Below are 17,744 nucleotides of genomic sequence, written 5' to 3'. Positions count from 1 at the left end.
TTTGATGATTACATTTTGCCTTCATAGACTTCAATACGGTTAATTGCCCGTCTTAATGCTAATTCAGCACGTTGAAAATCTATATTTTCTTTCTTGTCGCTCAGCAGACGTTCCGCGCGCATTTTTGCTGCTTTCGCCCGAGCGATATCAATATTTTCCGCTTGTTCAGCAGCTTGTGCTAAAATCGTCACTTGGTCTGGACGAACTTCCAAAAAGCCGCCGCTAATTGCTACCAAATCTGGTTTGCCAGCGCCTTTATGTAAACGGACAGCGCCGATTTGTAAAGGAGCGACCATCGGAATATGGCCTGGTAAGATACCTAACTCACCGTTTTGAGCTTTGGCGCTAACCATTTCTACTTCCGATTCGTACGCTGGGCCGTCAGGAGTGACGATACTGACTTTAACTGTCTTCATTGCTTAACCCCCTGGTCCCTTATTATGCCTCTACACCCATCTCTTTAGCTTTAGCTACAACTTCTTCAATGCCACCAACTAGACGGAAAGCATCCTCTGGAAGATGATCATATTTGCCGTCAAGAATTTCTTTAAATCCGCGAACTGTTTCTTTAACTGGTACATAAGAACCTGGTTGACCAGTAAATTGCTCAGCTACGTGGAAGTTTTGTGATAAGAAGAACTGGATACGACGCGCACGTTGTACAACAAGCTTGTCATCTTCTGAAAGCTCATCCATACCAAGGATTGCGATGATATCTTGAAGTTCTTTATAACGTTGTAATGTTTGTTGCACTTGACGAGCTACACTGTAATGCTCTTCGCCAACAATTTCTGGAGAAAGGGCACGTGAAGTAGAAGCCAATGGATCTACCGCAGGATAAATACCCATCTCAGAAAGCTTACGCTCAAGGTTAGTTGTTGCATCTAAGTGAGCAAATGTTGTTGCAGGAGCCGGATCCGTGTAGTCATCGGCTGGTACATAGATCGCTTGGATCGATGTAACAGAACCAACGTTTGTAGACGTGATACGCTCTTGCAATTGACCCATCTCTGTTGCAAGTGTCGGTTGGTAACCAACGGCAGAAGGCATACGGCCTAATAGGGCAGATACCTCAGAACCTGCTTGCGTGAAACGGAAGATGTTGTCGATAAAGAATAATACGTCTTGTCCTTGCTCATCACGGAAGTATTCCGCCATTGTTAACCCTGTTAAAGCTACACGCATACGCGCACCAGGAGGCTCGTTCATTTGTCCGAAAACCATCGCTGTTTTACTAATAACTCCCGAATCACTCATCTCGTGATAAAGGTCATTACCTTCACGAGTACGCTCACCTACACCAGCGAATACAGAGATACCGCCATGCTCTTGAGCGATGTTATTGATTAATTCCTGGATTAATACTGTTTTACCTACACCGGCACCGCCAAATAGACCAATCTTACCACCTTTAATGTATGGAGCAAGTAAGTCTACTACTTTAATTCCTGTTTCAAGAATTTCAACTTCTGTAGAAAGTTGTTCAAAAGTAGGAGCTTGACGGTGAATCGCATCACGACGTGCATCAGCAGAAATTTCTTCGTTTAAGTCAATTGTTTCACCTAGTACGTTAAATACACGCCCTAAAGTAACGTCTCCAACTGGAACAGAGATCGCATGACCCATGTCTAATACTTCTGTGTTACGTTGCAATCCATCAGTGGAAGCCATTGCGATTGTACGTACTGTATCATCACCTAAATGAACCGCTACTTCCAAAGTTAACTCGGAAGCTTCTTTACCCGCTTGTGCAGGAATTTGCACTTTTAACGCGTTATAGATATCAGGAAGTTGACCGCTTTCGAACTTAACGTCAACAACTGGACCCATAACTTGAAGAACGCGTCCTTTGTTCATTTCTTTCCCTCCTAACTAGCTTTTCACTACTCTAAAGCCGCTACGCCGCCGACGATCTCAGTGATTTCCTGTGTGATCGCTGCTTGACGTGCACGGTTGTATGAAAGCGATAAAGAATCGATTAATTCTTTCGCATTGTCTGTTGCTGATTTCATTGCTGACATACGGGCCGCATGTTCACTTGCTTTACCGTCAAGTAAAGCTCCGTAAATTAAGCTTTCCGCGTATTGAGGAAGTAATACTTCCAAAATCTCTTCAGCAGATGGTTCAAATTCATAAGAAGTTAATTTGCTAGATGTTGCAATATCCGTCAATGGCAATACTTTTTTCTCTGTAGCGTCTTGTTGAATAGGGCTAACAAAGTGATTGTAGTACATATACAGTTCGTCATAAGTACCATCAGCAAACATGCCAACTGTTTTGTTCACAATCGCTTTAATATCAGAGAAAGAAGGTTGATCAGGAAGTCCTGCAATATCTAGTACAACATTCATTCCGCGATTCTTGAAGAAATCACGGCCCATACGACCAATGGCGATGATCACATACTCATCTGTTGATTTATGGCGCTCTTGAATCAAGTTATTGACAAGGCGAAGAATGCTGCTGTTATATGCTCCCGCCAAACCACGGTCTGAGGTAATAACCAAATACCCGGTTTTCTTAACGGGGCGGGAGGTTAGCATCGGATGTGTTACATCTTTGCTTCCAAGAGCAATGGATGCGACCACTTCCTGAATTTTATCCATGTAAGGAACAAATTTCTTAGCATTTGTTTCTGCACGGTTTAATTTAGAAGCGGAAACCATTTCCATCGCTTTTGTGATTTGGCTCGTCTTTTTAGTAGAAGTAATCCGAGTCTTTATATCGCGTAACGATGCCACTGGTTCTCACCACCCTTTTTAATGTTAGAAGTAATGAAAGGGGCGGATCGTTCACGACCCTTTCCCACTTTCAATGATTCCGAAAAATTATTCAGATTTCGCAAACGTCTTTTTGAACTCGTTGATTGCTGCTTTCATTTCGTCATCAGAAGCAAGCTCTTTCGTTGTGCGAATATGTTCTAACACATTTGTGTGGTTGTGATCTAACCAGCTTAATAACTCATCTTCAAAACGACGGATATCTCCTACAGGAATATCATCTAAGTGTCCACGAGTTAATGCATAAAGAATAACAACTTGTTTTTCCACCTTAAGCGGTTTGTTCAAGTCTTGCTTTAATACTTCAACTGTACGCGCACCACGGTTTAGTTTTGCTTGAGTTGCTTTATCAAGGTCAGAACCGAACTGAGCAAATGCTTCTAGTTCGCGGTATGCTGCTAAGTCTAGACGAAGTGTACCAGCAACCTTCTTCATCGCTTTAATTTGAGCGGATCCACCTACACGTGATACAGAAAGACCAGCATTGATCGCAGGACGTACACCTGAGAAGAATAGGTCAGACTGTAAGAAGATTTGTCCGTCAGTGATTGAGATAACGTTCGTCGGAATGTAAGCAGAGATATCGCCCGCTTGTGTTTCAACGAATGGAAGAGCAGTGATTGAACCTGCACCTAATGTGTCATTTAATTTCGCCGCACGCTCTAGTAAGCGAGAGTGCAAGTAGAAAACGTCACCAGGGTAAGCTTCACGACCTGGAGGACGGCGTAGTAATAGTGAAAGTTCACGGTATGCTGCTGCTTGTTTTGATAAATCATCATATACAATCAGAACGTGCTTGCCGTTGAACATGAATTCTTCACCCATTGTTACCCCAGCATAAGGAGCAAGGAATAACATTGGAGCTGGTTGTGATGCAGATGCTGTAACTACGATTGTGTAATCTAATGCGCCATGTTTACGAAGAGTTTCTACTGCATTACGAACAGTAGATTCTTTTTGTCCGATGGCTACATAGATACAAACCATATCTTGATCTTTTTGGTTAAGAATTGTATCGATCGCTACAGATGTTTTACCTGTTTGGCGGTCACCGATGATCAATTCACGTTGTCCACGACCGATTGGTACAAGAGCGTCAATCGCTTTAATACCAGTTTGTAATGGTTCATGAACGGATTTACGATCCATAACCCCTGTTGCTGGGCTCTCGATTGGACGTGTTTTTGTTGTGTTAATTGGGCCAAGACCGTCAACCGGCTGTCCTAGAGAGTTAACAACGCGTCCGATTAATTCTTCCCCTACTGGAACTTCCATGATGCGTCCAGTACGACGAACTTCATCACCTTCACGAATATCTTTGTAAGGTCCAAGGATAACGATACCTACGTTGTTTTCTTCCAAGTTTTGTGCCATACCCATGACACCAGTTGAGAACTCTAGAAGTTCTCCAGCCATGACGTTGTCGAGGCCATGAGCACGAGCGATACCGTCACCAATTTGGATAACTGTACCAACATCGCTTACTTTCATATCGGACTGGAAGTTTTCAATCTGCTTTTTAATCAGCGCACTGATTTCTTCAGCTTTGATGCTCATGAATTTCACCCCTCATATATTAGTGGTCAAAGAGAAATTTTTTTCTCATTTCAATTTAGTTTAATTAAATACGTACAACTTATGATTGAACAACTAATTGCTGTTGTAGACGATCGAGTTTGCCTCGAACACTGCCGTCATAAATACGGTTGCCGATGCGCACTTTTAGTCCACCTAACAAATTAGCATCTACTTCATTGGTAATTTTCAATGACTGCTTGCCAACTTTTTTGGCGAATTGAGCAGAAATAGAAGCTTCTTCTGTCTCCGTTAATGGACGAACAGATACCACTGTTGCTTCTGCCAATCCGCGCTCTTCGTTTGCCAGCTGAATATACGCATCCACAACATCCGTAATGTAAATCTCACGGTGACGCTCTGTTAAAAGCATCAACAGATTGACAGTATAAGATGAAGCGTTTGCGAATGCTGACTTCAGAAGATCTTTCTTTTGTTGGATCGTCATTTTCGGTGATTGTAACAAAGGAAGAAGTTCTTTGCTTTCCGTAAATACGGCTTTCACTACACGCAGTTCTTCCTCAATTGCATCTAGTTGCTGTTGTTCTTTGGCGATTTGGAAAAGAGCTAACGCATAGCGCTTAGCGACTACAGAGTTACTCATCGCTCTTCCCCTGCCTCTTTAATATACTCGTTGATTAATTTTTCTTGATCTGCTGCACTCAATTCTTTTTCAATTACTTTAGAAGCAATTAAAACAGAAAGTGAGGCGACTTGTTCGCGAACAGCTGCCAACGCTTGTTCTTTCTGCTGTTCGATTTCCATCTTCGCAGATTCTTTCAAACGCTCTGCTTCTGCACGAGCAGCCGCGATGATTTCGTTCTTTTGATCGTCGCCGATTTTTTTCGCATTTTCAATAATTGATTGTGCTTCTTGGCGAGATGCTTTTAATTCAGCACGTGTTTCATCTAATAATTTATTAGCTTCTACACGACTTTTTTCAGCCGCTTCGATTTCTGAGGCAATATGTTGTTCACGCTGTTGCATGATCCCCATAAGTGGACCCCAGGCGAATTTTTTAATCAACGCAAGTAAAACGATAAACATTACTAATTGGAACAAAATGTCTCCGTAGTTAACCCCGGTAGACGAACCAAGTACAAATGCGTTTGCTAACACGCCTACTTCACTCCCTTCAAGAGTCTCCATCCCCTCTTAAATAGAGAAGATTCTATTAAACGAAATGCTTTTTCAAGATTGAACATAAAGGAATGGCGAAGGTTCGCTTGGAATGATCTTCGCCATTTGGAACAAAATCCCGAAATATAATTTAGCTTCTAGTGTTAAAGATAACACCTTCCGCTATTTTTATGATCGAGCTTTCACGACCAAACTAATAAACATATACAAAGCTTGCTTATTTATGTAGCAACCTTTCTTATAACAATGTCTAGGTAGTCGTATCTTTTAATTATTATTGACCTTGAACCATGAATGCGATAACTACTGCGATGATAGGAATCGCCTCAACTAACGCAACCCCGATAAACATTGTTGTTTGAAGCATACCGCGAGCTTCTGGTTGACGAGCGATACCCTCAACTGTTTTTGAAACGATTAAACCGTTACCAATACCTGCACCAAGTGCTGCTAAACCAATTGCAATTGCTGCTGCTAATAGACCAATTGAACCTGTCATTGTAAAACTTCCTCCTTTTAATGTATGAATAAAATATTTTTTACATAGTTCTGTTCATGAAAATGAACTAATTATAATTAATGGTCTTGACTCACTTTGTGGGCCATATAAACCATTGTTAACATAGTAAAGATAAACGCTTGGATTCCACCGATAAATACTGAGAATCCTTGCCAAGCAAGTGTTGGAATCACCGCGGCAATTGTACCGCCTACTCCTGTTGCTAAGCTTCCTGCTAGTAAACCTAACAGAATCTCACCTGCGAAGATGTTTCCGTAAAGCCGGAGACCAAGAGTGAGCGTGTTGGCAAACTCCTCAACGATTTTCAATGGGAATAAGAATCCCATCGGACGGAAGAAGTCCTTCCCATATTCGCTGAAGCCTTTCATTTTAATTCCATAATAATGACTTAAACCAACAACCATTGCAGCAAGTGTTAATGTAATAACTGGATCTGCTGTTGGTGATTTCCACCAAAGCGTGTCATTATATACGACTGAAAATGGAAGTCCCAAAAAGTTGGATATCGCAATGTAAAGGAATAGTGTTAATCCAAGGGCATGAAAGCGTCCCCCTGTTTTCCAGTCCATATTGCTTTGGATAATCCCTTTTACGAAGTCCATGATCCACTCAAAAAAGTTTTGTAACCCTGTAGGCTTCATGGCTAGCTTTCTTGTAGAGATGACTGCAATAAGAAAGACAATCACACTAGCCACTGTAATCATTAACATGTTGGCTAAGTTAAATGTCAGTGAAAAGCCATCAAAAACTTCCCATGTAAACGTTGGATTTTTATGATGCAACTTTTTTCACCTCTCTTCCCCGGTTTTATTTTTTATTAAAAAATGAATGAAAAAATCTATCATAATGACAATATAGGATGTCATTAATCCCAAAACTGTGAAAATGATATGGATGTGCTCAGGATAGCGCAAAGCAATGAGCGCAGCTAATCCTGCTGAAGCCATTCTAGATAAAGTACCGAGTGATTTCGCTTTCTCACCTTTATCTATTGCATCGCTAAAACGGTTCATTCGATGCACCATTAACCAATGGTTGAAAAAACTTATGCTTGTCCCAAGGATGAGGCCTGCGAATACAGGCTTATAGGGCGTAATTCCCCAGCAGAAGACGAAAATGGAGAGCAAGTAGATTATGTACTTTCGGTGCCTTGAAAATGTGTGCTGGAGTACCGGCATAACAAATTAATCTCCCGAATTAAAATAGCGGACTGATTGGAACATTAAAAAAATGCCAATGGTTAAACCCAATAGCAGTCCAATAATCATACAAAGTGGGTCGGTGTTCCATTTTCCGTCAAGCCAGCGTCCGGCGAATAGTCCAATGAGGATCGAACCGGTGAGCTGCGCTAGAATGGAACTGTACAAGGCCATTGCTCGGAAAGGGCTTTTTCGTTTCACGCGAAAACACCTCATCTCTCGAATGGTTTACTTGATTGACATTGCAAAAACGTTTACAATGGTTTGTTCCTTACCCTTTGTTAGCATACAATAGGGGTTTTTCAATGTCAATGTGTTTAGAGTGAAAAAGATCACAATTTGTAACGGATTTTTCACAAAATGATCAAAAATTAGGGATTGTTATAAGTTTTTCTTATAATATAGAAGAAACGCGACTTTTTTCCATCGCTATTTCCGAACATTCTTTTTAACATAAATAATGGTCAGGAGTTTTTTTCGACTTTTATTTTTTCCAGATGAAAAAGCCAGCTGAAAGATGATCAGCTGGCTGAAGTTTAAAGTTAGAATCGTTCTGGTTTTTGATCTGTTGCTTTGAAGTAGTAACGGATTGCTTCGCAAATGCGGCGAGAGGCTTCGCCATCACCATACGGGTTAGAGGCTTTCGCCATTTTCTCGTATTCTACTTCGTTCGTTAATAGTTCTGTTGCCAATTGGTAAATCGTTTCTTCTTCGACACCCGCAAGCTTCAACGTACCTGCTTCAATTCCTTCTGGACGCTCGGTTGTATCACGCAGCACAAGAACCGGTACACCAAGTGACGGTGCTTCTTCTTGCACTCCGCCAGAATCGGTTAAAATCAGGTGCGCTCTTGAGGCAAAGTTATGGAAATCAATGACATCAAGCGGCTCAATTAAATGAATGCGCGGGTCATTGCCAAGGATTTCGTCAGCAATTTCACGAACCGCTGGATTTAAATGCACTGGATATACGACTTGAATGTCACTGTTTTCCTGTACAAGGCGCTTAATTGCTGAGAACATATTGCGCATCGGCTGTCCAAGGTTTTCACGGCGGTGAGCTGTCATCAGCACAAGACGATCATTGCCAATACGCTCAAGTACTTCATGGCTATATTCTTCTTTCACCGTTGTTTTCAACGCATCAATCGCTGTATTTCCTGTGACGAAAATGGTTTCTGCCTTTTTATCTTCATTTAACAAATTGCGTTCTGCTTGATCTGTTGGTGAGAAGTGAAGGTCAGCGATCACACCTGTCAGCTGGCGATTCATCTCCTCTGGGAATGGAGAGTATTTATTCCAAGTGCGCAGTCCGGCTTCTACATGGCCGACAGCAATTTGGTTGTAAAAAGCAGCTAAGCTGGCAATAAACGTTGTGGTCGTATCACCGTGAACAAGCACGATATCCGGCTTCACTTCTTTCATGACACGATCTAGACCTTCTAACCCACGCGTCGTCACATCAATGAGTGTTTGGCGATCTTTCATGATATTTAAGTCGTAGTCTGGTTTTACGTTAAAGATTTCAAGAACTTGGTCCAGCATTTGACGATGTTGGGCTGTTACCGTCACAATTGATTCAAAATGTTCCGGGTGCTTTTGTAATTCAAGAACAAGCGGCGCCATTTTAATGGCTTCCGGCCGCGTGCCGAAAATCGTCATCACTTTAATTGGGCGATTCATTTTACATGTACCTACCTTTTAATTATTTTGTTCCGAACAAGCGGTCTCCTGCATCTCCTAAACCTGGTACAATATAGCCTTTTTCATTTAGTTTCTCATCTAAAGCAGCGATGTAAATATCCACATCCGGGTGCGCTTCTTTCATTGCTTCTACTCCTTCAGGCGCAGCGACTAAGCACATAAATTTCACGTTTTTCGCACCGCGTTTCTTTAAAGAGTTGATCGCTTCAACAGCGGAACCTCCCGTTGCAAGCATCGGATCAACAACGATAAAGTCGCGCTCTTCCACATCGGAAGGAAGCTTCACATAATATTCAACCGGCGTTAATGTTTTCGGATCACGATACAAGCCAACATGTCCCACTTTCGCTGCAGGAATCAGTTTTAATACCCCTTCTACCATACCAATACCGGCACGTAAAATCGGGACAATGCCTAATTTTTTCCCTGCTAACACTTTTGTATTAGCTTCACAAACAGGCGTCTCGATGCTAACTTCTTGTAAAGGCAAGTCACGTGTAATTTCAAACGCCATAAGTGTGGCAATTTCGTCTACAAGCTCACGAAATTCTTTTGTTCCTGTATTTTTATCACGAATCATTGTTAATTTGTGCTGAATTAATGGATGGTCAAACACATATACTTTTGCCAAAGTAATCGCTCCCTTATCTTATATGTACCAAAAATGCTCAATTAGCAGCTATCGCGTGAACGGCAAAAAAAAACCGCATAAGCAGCAGACAGCGTTTATACATTTTTCATTATTATAGTACAAAAAAACACCCGAGTACAACCGGGTGCTTAAAGTGTTTATTGATATAATGGGTATTTTGCTGTTAAGTCTGCTACACGCTGTCTAGATTTTTGTAATGTCGCTTCATCTTCGTGATTTTTCAACGTGTCCGCAATAATAGAAGCTACTTCGTCCATTGCTTCTAAATCAAAGCCGCGAGAAGTGACCGCTGCTGTTCCGATACGAATACCGCTTGTAACAAACGGGCTTTGCGGATCAAATGGGATCGTGTTTTTATTGGCTGTGATACCGACTTCATCAAGTACATGTTCCGCTACTTTTCCTGTTAAGCCAAGAGATTGCAGGTCGATTAATAAAAGGTGGTTATCCGTGCCGCCTGATACAAGCTGGATGCCTTCTTTTGCTAGCCCTTCACCTAAACGCTTCGCATTGTCGATAATGTTTTGTGCATATTCTTTAAAGCTTGGATCTAAAGCTTCGCCAAATGCTACAGCTTTCGCTGAGATGACATGCATTAATGGACCACCTTGGATACCAGGGAAAATCGCTTTGTCGATTTTCTTCGCAAACTCTTCTTTACAAAGAATCATACCGCCGCGAGGACCGCGAAGTGTTTTATGAGTCGTTGTTGTGACGAAATCGGCATATGGTACCGGATTTTGATGAAGACCTGCTGCAACAAGGCCAGCAATATGCGCCATATCAACCATTAAGTAAGCGCCTACCTCATCAGCGATTTCACGGAATTTTGCGAAATCAATCGCGCGAGGATAAGCGCTCGCACCGGCAACGATTAATTTTGGCTTGTTGTCGATAGCTTTTTGACGCACATCTTCATAATCGATCATTTGTGTATCTTTATCGACGCCATACTCGATGAAGTTATATTGCACACCGCTGAAGTTTACTGGGCTACCGTGTGTTAAATGGCCTCCGTGAGAAAGATTCATCCCAAGAACTGTATCGCCATGTTCTAAAATCGTGAAATAAACAGCCATGTTCGCTTGTGCGCCAGAATGAGGCTGCACGTTCGCATGCTCAGCGCCGAAAATTTCTTTCGCACGGTCACGAGCTAAATTTTCCACAACATCTACATGCTCACAGCCGCCGTAGTAACGCTTCGCCGGATAACCTTCCGCATATTTATTCGTTAATACAGAACCTTGTGCTTCCATCACGGCTTCACTAACAAAGTTTTCAGAAGCAATTAACTCGATTTTCGTTTGTTGACGTTTTAATTCATCTTGGATCGCTGCAAAAACTGCTGCATCTTGAACTTGAAGTTTGCTCATTTTCAATCCCCTTCCGAGTATAGGACTTATTTTTTCCAACTGTATGTAGTACCTTTATAAATTCTCTTACATTCTACCATGTTTTTTCAATCTTTCAAATGAATTAACGAATTTTTTTATAAAAATAACCGACTTTCCTAAAAAAAGCCGGTCATTTCCTAACATTAGCTAGTACAACTTTCGTTTATATTCGTTTTTTCATAAACTGCTCGTGCACCGCCAATTAACTTCGGTCGCGTTTTCGCCATGGTGACGTGAGCATGTCCTACTTGTTTCACGCTTGCACGCAGTGGAACCGCAACATGTTTTAAATGCATACCGATCAGCGTATCGCCAATATCAATGCCCGCATCCGCTTTAATATACTCGACAACTACACGGTTAGATTGTTGCGCATAAGCATAGGCTGCCATAGAACCGCCCGCTTGCCGAACGGGGATAACAGCTACTTCCTCAAGAGCCGCGCGTTCTAGTAGTTCTCGATCAACGACTAGGGCGCGATTTAAATGTTCACAACATTGAAAGGCCAGATGAACACCATGCTCGTCCGCCCATGTTTTCACTTGACGATATACCATTTCAGCAATGTCTAATGTGCCTGCTGTGCCAATTTTTTCGCCAGCAATCTCAGAAGTAGAGCAGCCGACGACAACGACTTGACCTGGATGAAGATTCGCTTGTTGCTGAAATTCTTGTAAAAGCTGGTGCAAATCCTGTTCCCACTGTTCTAACAACATCGCTTGTCACCTCGTCTTATTGTTGTTCGTACGCTTTAATTTTGCCGACGCGGTTTTCATGACGACCGCCTTCATATTCTGTCGTTAACCAAACTTTAGCGATTTCACGAGCTAGCCCAGGGCCGATGACGCGTTCTCCCATCGCCAGCATATTGCTGTCATTATGTTCTCTCGTTGCTTTAGCGCTGAATAAGTCGTGAACAAGCGCACAGCGAATACCTTTTACTTTGTTCGCCGCAATGCTCATGCCAATTCCTGTTCCACAAATTAGAATCCCACGGTCAAATTCACCGTTTGCGACCTTTTCCGCTACTGGAAGTGCATAATCTGGATAATCCACAGATGTTTGGCAGTCACAGCCAAAATCCTCAAATTCAATGCCAAGCTCTTCTAATAAATTCGTTATTTCCTTGCGAATATTTACTCCACCATGATCCGAAGCAATAGCTACTTTCATCATACAATCCCCTTTCCAATACGTGCTTTCTTTTATTGTGTCACAGAACGATAGCTCGAGCAAGAGCGCGACACGCTATTACAAACGAAAACGAGTAATCGTTGACTTTAATTCATCCGCTTGCGCTTTCAGCTGTAAGATGACTTCTTCAATCTGGCTCATCACTTTCGTTTGATCTTTTGTCGCCCGTGTGACTTCTAACGCGCCTGCTGACGTTTCTTCAGCAATAGCCGCTACTTCTTGGGACTGCCTAGATGTCAATTCAATGCTTTCCATTTGCTGATCCACTAAAGCGGCAATGGTGTGCACATCTTCGGCCACAACAAGAATTTTGTCCGTCATCATCTCAATGGCTGCATTCGCTTGTGAGCCTTTCTGCACTTCATCAGTCACACTTTCCACTTGAGAGGAAATTTGCTGCACCACTTGATCCACTTGCTGCTGCATTTGTTGAATCAGCTCAGAAGTTCCTTGGACAGCTTTCCCGCTCTCATCCGCTAGCTTGCGAACTTCTTCTGCCACGACAGCAAATCCTTTCCCATGTTCACCGGCTCGCGCTGCTTCAATGGACGCGTTTAACGCCAACAAGTTCGTTTGCTCGGCAATCGCCCCTACCAATTGAATAATATCTCCGACTTTACGAGCATTTTCTTCTAATCCTCGCACCGCCCGCAACGAATGTTCATTTTCATAGGATACTCTTTCCATCCCTGAAATAAGCGATTCAAATACTTCCTTGCTTTCTTGAAGATCACGAACCATTTCTTCTGCCTGAACAGCGGATGCTTGCGCTTTTCGCTGCACCTCTCCCGCTAAATGTGTCACATCCTCTACCGATTCCGCGGTCGATTGAATCGCGATGGCTGAATTTTCAGCCCCGGCTGAAATCTCATCTACTGTGCGAAAAATCTCTTCCGCCTTTTGCGAAGCGGTCGCCGCTTGTTGCGAAATGAGCTGCACACTTTCATTTGTCAGGGCAAAGTTGTTATCAATACTGTGAACCATTTCTCTTAAATTAGCGAGCATCTTATTAAAGGCTTGCGCTAATGAACGAATTTCATCTTGGCTATTCGGCAACTCGACATCTTGTTCAATATTGCCAGTAGCCGCTTCAAGTGCAGCTGCTTCTAACCGCTGCAACGGTTTGACAAAATAGCCTGCAACAATATAAGCAAGAATACCAGACCACATAATTCCCATTAATAAAGTAACGACTGTAAACAGCACTTCGTTCATGCCAGAAAAAAACATCGGGTATAAGTAATAAATAAAAAAACCGCTTGTGGTATAAGTAATAATGGCTAAAGCTGTAACGATTAACACTAGTTTCTTTCTTATGCCAAATGATGCCTGATTATGCTTTTCCATAGTTGCTCCTTCCTGAATAGACACTATTCTAGCTCGCTGGGCAGATGTTCAATGAACTGATCAATCAATTGATCTAACTCTTTATAGGTGGAGCGATACTGTTCAAGCGAACCGCCAAACGGATCTTGAACATCCCCCGAACTTCCAGTGACATAGCGCTTCAACACATGAGTTTTCGCCGTTAATTCCGGAAAATAAGAGAGAAGCATCTGTTCATGAGAAACGGTCATCGTCAAAATAATGTCCGCCCAATGAACTAATTCTTTTGATATTGATTGGGAAATATGATTGATCGGAATATTTTGTTCTGCCAATACATGTCTTGTATGCTCGGATGCCACACTCCCATCTGCAGCAAAGATCCCTGCTGATTTTACTTCCCATTGAGGACGCTTATGCTTTAACAGCGCTTCAGCCATTGGACTTCTACACGTGTTTCCTGTGCATATAAATAGAACCTTCACCTTTATATCCCTCTCTTCTTCACTACCTTTTCTCCTATTATATAAGATTTTGTCCAAAGAGGGAAAAAAGATCTAAGCTTCTTTTTAATAAACACAAACGTTCGTTTTATACATTTTTTCATTCCATTCAACGAGTGAAAAATCACCATTTCTATCTTTAGATCGGAAATAATAATTTCATTCCGAATATTAATAAGATGCATCCGCCAAATGCTTCGCTATAGGGGCCAAGCAATCCTTTCGTTTTTTTGCCGATTAACAGCCCGCTCCAAGTTAATGCAGCAGCAATCCCACCGAAAAGAGATAATACAACAATCGCTCGTGCGCCATAAATCCCAAGAGTTAACCCAACTGAAAAACTATCGAGACTAACAACGATAGCAAACAACAGTAAACTCCATCCGGATGGAATCGATCGTTCCTCCTCTTCCTTTTTTAGTACAGATAATATCATTTGAATACCCGCGATCATTAATAAAATTCCGCCCACCGTATGAGCAATTTCTCCGAACGTATGAGAGAGTATTCTTCCTGCTGCCATTCCAATAAGCGGAAATCCAACATGCAGGGCTCCAACGGCGATCCCTATGTAAAAGATCCACTTCAATCGAATCGAGGCCATCCCGAGACTTAAACTAGCTGAAAAAGCATCCATTCCTAAAGCTAACGCCATCATTGTCAATGTCAAAACTTCACCCATTCTCTCATTCACTTCCTTCTCTTTTGGACGTGCCTTTTCTCAAACATATGCAAAAGAGAAAGAGAACTATGCTATTTGCTGCTTTTTCAACTAACTATGTTGAAGTATTTTTATCGAGCAAAAAGAGGCCTGACACTGAACAGCTATAGTTCACTCACTTGCAGAAATATAGGTTCAGATGCCAGACCCCTTCGTATCAGAGTTAGCTTTCTTTCTGTTTGCGCCACTGGTGGGAAGCGGCTTTTTCTAATCGATTCATCACCGCAAGCCCCACGCCTTCATACGGAAAGACTTCGGAAAAAATCACCTCTACCTTCATGTCATTAAAAGCACGAAGAACATCATACAGCGAGTGGGCGACTGTCGTTAAATCGAGGCGGCTGCCGCATGGCAAAATCGTATCTGCCTCGTAGAACGATGCGTCTTCTTCCGTTGTTAACAAACCGACTTTTTTGCCTTGGGCCCGCTCGTCATTGATTTGCTGCTGAATCCATTCACGGCTGCCATCTAGTAAAATCATCGGTGCATTCGGCGCATAGTGCTTATATTTCATTCCCGGAGATTTCGGGCGTTCGTTCACATTTTTTAATGCGGGATCAAGAAGGACTTCGCCAACAACAGCTTCAAGCTCCTCCTTCGTAATGCCGCCCGGTCGCAAAATCACAGGAATTTCTGTCGTGCAATCTACCACTGTGGACTCAACCCCCACACCCGTTTCACCGCCGTCAAGAATTCCCGCTACTTGGCCATCCAAATCATCTAATACATGCTTCGCTGAAGTCGGACTTGGTTTGCCCGAACGATTGGCACTCGGAGCCGCTAATGGCAACTGTGACGCGCGAATCAGCTGCAGAGCAAGCGGATGATCCGGCATGCGAATGGCCACTGTTTCTAATCCAGCCGTAACATTGTCCGCAAGCACTCCTTGTTTTTTCTTAAAAATAAGCGTCAATGGCCCAGGCCAAAACGCCGTCATTAACTTGTCAGCTTGGCTTGGTATTTGTTCCACCAGCTGTTGCAATTGCTGCTGATCAGCGATGTGAACAATAAGCGGATTGTCACTTGGCCGGCCCTTTGCTGCAAAAATTTTAGCTGTGGCTTCATTTGAGCAAGCATTCGCTCCTAAACCATAGACCGTTTCTGTCGGAAAAGCTACAACTTCATTATTTATTAATAACTCAGCCGCTTCTTTTACTTGTGGATAAATATGATCGTCATCCACATTTTTATCCACATCCCAATAAACTGTTTTCATTTTTGCTCACCTTTTTCATTTCTGCATTTTCCGCTATATTTCTCACACTCTATTCACAAACCCACCAGAGTTATACACAAACTGTGGATAGTTTTTTAGATAATGTGCATAACTCTGTGGACAAATGTGGATAGTTTTCTGAAAAATGATAAAATTACTCTTCTTTCTATCAACATGTGAATAACTTTTTGGGGAAATTCGTCGATTTTTTTCCCGTTACTTTTTATCTTTAAACATTTCGACAAGCATAAATTTTATTTTTGGTGTTTCTTCTTCTCCCTCAGCGTATACGGGAGCTTCTTTTTCTTCTTGTTTCATTTCGGGTTCCTCTTCCGCCTCTTTCTTTACAGAAGGCTTCTTCTCTTTTTCCGCTTCGATTGGTTCCTCTACACCAGGACTAACAGCCATTCCATTAGAAAAGTCGACAAAGCAAAGCGGCGGATAAAGGACGCACCACCAATTGGCTCCCTGCCCTTCCCCAATCGTAATAATGATGGCTTCATATTCACCAGCTGGGTATAAGAAATTGCCGTATAATTTCGTCGGAAACTTCGCCTGGCCAAATTCTACCTTAATCGCTTCGGTTGACCCTTCTTTTCTTGCTCTTTTTAATGCAATTTCCTGTATTTCAGGCAACTTTTCTTTTAATAATTGACGGGCTTTCGGCAATGAATCAATATGTGCCACCCATTTCGTAATCTCTTGATTGACGTCATCTCTAATTCTTCGTTTTAATTGCTGATCTTTTGCTTGATCGCTGTTTGCTAAAATCCGCAACCGAATCGCCTCTTTTGGAATAATCACTGGTTCATCGGCTTGAGCGGCTTGCTCTGGTATATATAAACTAATAATCGTGGCAATGGATAATGTGAATAAATAAAGTCCAGCTACTAATTTGTTCATCGTTTTCCCCTCCTGCCTACCATTCTGTCCAGGTTAGGAAAAACTTAAACAATGTATCTATCACATTTGCAAAAATACCATGCGATCTTTGCCGTTAATATCATTTTCGACTTGAACAGATGCTTTCGGAAATGTTTGTTGCAATAGCTGTTGCACCGCGACTCCTTGTCCAGCTCCTACTTCAAAGCCAACGATGGCTTTTTCTTTCAATACATACGGAAGCTGTTCACAAAAACGACGATACAAATCAAGCCCATCTTCTCCACCAAACAAAGCAAGATGCGGTTCATGATCCACCACGACTGTGGATAACTCCGTTTTATCCGACAGAGGAATATATGGCGGGTTAGACAACAACAGGTCTAATTGAATGCCGGCTTCTATAAGCGGATTTAATAAATCTCCATGCAGCCAATTTACATCTGCTTGTAACATTTTTCCGTTGGTTTTCGCTGTTTCAAGCGCTGTTTCTGATACATCTACCGCATACACCGTCAAATCCGGCTGTTCTAATTTCATCGTAATCGCAATAATCCCGCTGCCTGTCCCGATATCCGCCATCGTTAACGGTTCGTTCTCCGGAAAATATTGTTTGATTCTTTTCAATGCATACCAGATCAGCTCTTCCGTTTCTGGGCGAGGGATCAGCACATGAGGGTTCACTTGAAAGACTCTACCGTAAAACTCCTCCGTTCCGATCATATGCTGAATCGGCACTCCTTGCGCATGCTTTTTCACTTTTTCAATCCATTGCTCCTCTTGCTGTGCTGTTAAGTGAGCATGCAAGTTCGCCAAAAGCTCTGAACGGCTCATCTTTAACACATGCTGCAACAGAATCTCACCCGCGTTTGCATCCCGCTTATGCTCCGTTAAAAAAGAAGAAGCCCAATTGAGGGCTTCATATACTTTTTTTGTCAA

General features: G+C 42.3%; 21 protein-coding genes and 1 pseudogene. All 22 read right to left on the bottom strand.

The features are described from left to right. Positions 1 to 8: 8 nt before the first annotated feature. Complete coding sequence (locus tag IRB43_RS10915) at positions 9 to 416, bottom strand: F0F1 ATP synthase subunit epsilon (RefSeq protein ID WP_203363505.1); 408 nt, start codon at positions 414 to 416, stop codon at positions 9 to 11. Between the two features lie 22 nt (positions 417 to 438). Next, positions 439 to 1,857 (bottom strand): F0F1 ATP synthase subunit beta, encoded by a 1,419-nt coding sequence (atpD, locus tag IRB43_RS10910; RefSeq protein ID WP_203363504.1) that lies wholly within the window; start codon positions 1,855 to 1,857, stop codon positions 439 to 441. 26 nt (positions 1,858 to 1,883) lie between these two features. Further along, entirely contained in the window at positions 1,884 to 2,741 is an 858-nt protein-coding gene (locus IRB43_RS10905) for a F0F1 ATP synthase subunit gamma (RefSeq protein ID WP_203363503.1), read from the bottom strand. 87 nt (positions 2,742 to 2,828) lie between these two features. Then, a complete protein-coding gene (gene atpA / locus IRB43_RS10900; RefSeq protein WP_203363502.1) occupies positions 2,829 to 4,337 on the bottom strand; it encodes a F0F1 ATP synthase subunit alpha in 1,509 nt (502 codons plus the stop codon). Between the two features lie 79 nt (positions 4,338 to 4,416). After that, entirely contained in the window at positions 4,417 to 4,959 is a 543-nt protein-coding gene (locus IRB43_RS10895) for a F0F1 ATP synthase subunit delta (RefSeq protein ID WP_203363501.1), read from the bottom strand. After that, entirely contained in the window at positions 4,956 to 5,474 is a 519-nt protein-coding gene (locus tag IRB43_RS10890) for a F0F1 ATP synthase subunit B (protein WP_203363546.1), read from the bottom strand. The genes IRB43_RS10895 and IRB43_RS10890 overlap by 4 nt, the downstream gene beginning before the upstream one ends. 295 nt (positions 5,475 to 5,769) lie before the next feature. Next, positions 5,770 to 5,982: a F0F1 ATP synthase subunit C gene (atpE, locus tag IRB43_RS10885; RefSeq protein WP_053368380.1), complete on the bottom strand. Its 213-nt coding sequence runs from the start codon at positions 5,980 to 5,982 to the stop codon at positions 5,770 to 5,772. An 89-nt stretch (positions 5,983 to 6,071) separates the two neighbouring features. Next, a complete protein-coding gene (atpB, locus tag IRB43_RS10880) occupies positions 6,072 to 6,797 on the bottom strand; it encodes a F0F1 ATP synthase subunit A (RefSeq protein ID WP_203363500.1) in 726 nt (241 codons plus the stop codon). Between the two features lie 6 nt (positions 6,798 to 6,803). Continuing rightward, positions 6,804 to 7,193: an ATP synthase subunit I gene (locus IRB43_RS10875; protein ID WP_203363499.1), complete on the bottom strand. Its 390-nt coding sequence runs from the start codon at positions 7,191 to 7,193 to the stop codon at positions 6,804 to 6,806. 6 nt (positions 7,194 to 7,199) lie between these two features. Further along, positions 7,200 to 7,415 (bottom strand): AtpZ/AtpI family protein, encoded by a 216-nt coding sequence (locus IRB43_RS10870; RefSeq protein WP_481748138.1) that lies wholly within the window; start codon positions 7,413 to 7,415, stop codon positions 7,200 to 7,202. 341 nt (positions 7,416 to 7,756) lie between these two features. Then, positions 7,757 to 8,896 carry a non-hydrolyzing UDP-N-acetylglucosamine 2-epimerase gene (wecB, locus tag IRB43_RS10865; RefSeq protein ID WP_203363498.1) on the bottom strand — a complete coding sequence of 380 codons (1,140 nt, stop codon included), beginning with the start codon at positions 8,894 to 8,896 and terminating at the stop codon, positions 7,757 to 7,759. Between the two features lie 22 nt (positions 8,897 to 8,918). Next, complete coding sequence (gene upp, locus IRB43_RS10860; RefSeq protein ID WP_203363497.1) at positions 8,919 to 9,548, bottom strand: uracil phosphoribosyltransferase; 630 nt, start codon at positions 9,546 to 9,548, stop codon at positions 8,919 to 8,921. Between the two features lie 158 nt (positions 9,549 to 9,706). Continuing rightward, positions 9,707 to 10,942, bottom strand: coding sequence for a serine hydroxymethyltransferase (gene glyA / locus IRB43_RS10855; protein ID WP_203363496.1), 1,236 nt, complete (start codon positions 10,940 to 10,942; stop codon positions 9,707 to 9,709). Between the two features lie 164 nt (positions 10,943 to 11,106). Next, positions 11,107 to 11,679, bottom strand: coding sequence for a TIGR01440 family protein (locus tag IRB43_RS10850; RefSeq protein WP_203363495.1), 573 nt, complete (start codon positions 11,677 to 11,679; stop codon positions 11,107 to 11,109). Between the two features lie 16 nt (positions 11,680 to 11,695). Continuing rightward, positions 11,696 to 12,136: a ribose 5-phosphate isomerase B gene (rpiB, locus tag IRB43_RS10845; RefSeq protein WP_203363544.1), complete on the bottom strand. Its 441-nt coding sequence runs from the start codon at positions 12,134 to 12,136 to the stop codon at positions 11,696 to 11,698. Between the two features lie 78 nt (positions 12,137 to 12,214). Further along, positions 12,215 to 13,141 carry a methyl-accepting chemotaxis protein gene (locus tag IRB43_RS10840; protein ID WP_481748141.1) on the bottom strand — a complete coding sequence of 309 codons (927 nt, stop codon included), beginning with the start codon at positions 13,139 to 13,141 and terminating at the stop codon, positions 12,215 to 12,217. A 12-nt stretch (positions 13,142 to 13,153) separates the two neighbouring features. Next, a pseudogene (locus IRB43_RS18230) lies at positions 13,154 to 13,327 on the bottom strand (HAMP domain-containing protein); the annotation flags it as partial. A 200-nt stretch (positions 13,328 to 13,527) separates the two neighbouring features. After that, positions 13,528 to 13,968, bottom strand: a complete 441-nt coding sequence (locus tag IRB43_RS10835; RefSeq protein ID WP_343070856.1) for a low molecular weight protein arginine phosphatase — start codon at positions 13,966 to 13,968, stop codon at positions 13,528 to 13,530. Positions 13,969 to 14,125: 157 nt separating this feature from the next. After that, positions 14,126 to 14,668: a manganese efflux pump MntP gene (locus IRB43_RS10830; protein WP_203363493.1), complete on the bottom strand. Its 543-nt coding sequence runs from the start codon at positions 14,666 to 14,668 to the stop codon at positions 14,126 to 14,128. 202 nt (positions 14,669 to 14,870) lie between these two features. After that, on the bottom strand, positions 14,871 to 15,923 hold the full coding sequence (locus IRB43_RS10825; protein ID WP_203363492.1) for an L-threonylcarbamoyladenylate synthase: 1,053 nt from the start codon (positions 15,921 to 15,923) through the stop codon (positions 14,871 to 14,873). A gap of 216 nt (positions 15,924 to 16,139) precedes the next feature. Beyond that, positions 16,140 to 16,826 (bottom strand): stage II sporulation protein R, encoded by a 687-nt coding sequence (gene spoIIR, locus IRB43_RS10820; RefSeq protein ID WP_203363491.1) that lies wholly within the window; start codon positions 16,824 to 16,826, stop codon positions 16,140 to 16,142. A 60-nt stretch (positions 16,827 to 16,886) separates the two neighbouring features. Continuing rightward, a complete protein-coding gene (gene prmC / locus IRB43_RS10815) occupies positions 16,887 to 17,744 on the bottom strand; it encodes a peptide chain release factor N(5)-glutamine methyltransferase (RefSeq protein WP_203363490.1) in 858 nt (285 codons plus the stop codon).

This window comes from Bacillus sp. REN10, assembly GCF_016820555.1.
In the GTDB taxonomy this organism is placed as follows: domain Bacteria; phylum Bacillota; class Bacilli; order Bacillales; family Domibacillaceae; genus Bacillus_CE.
The sequence above is the reverse complement of the archived record's forward strand: the minus strand, read 5'-3'. Positions and strand labels throughout refer to the sequence as shown.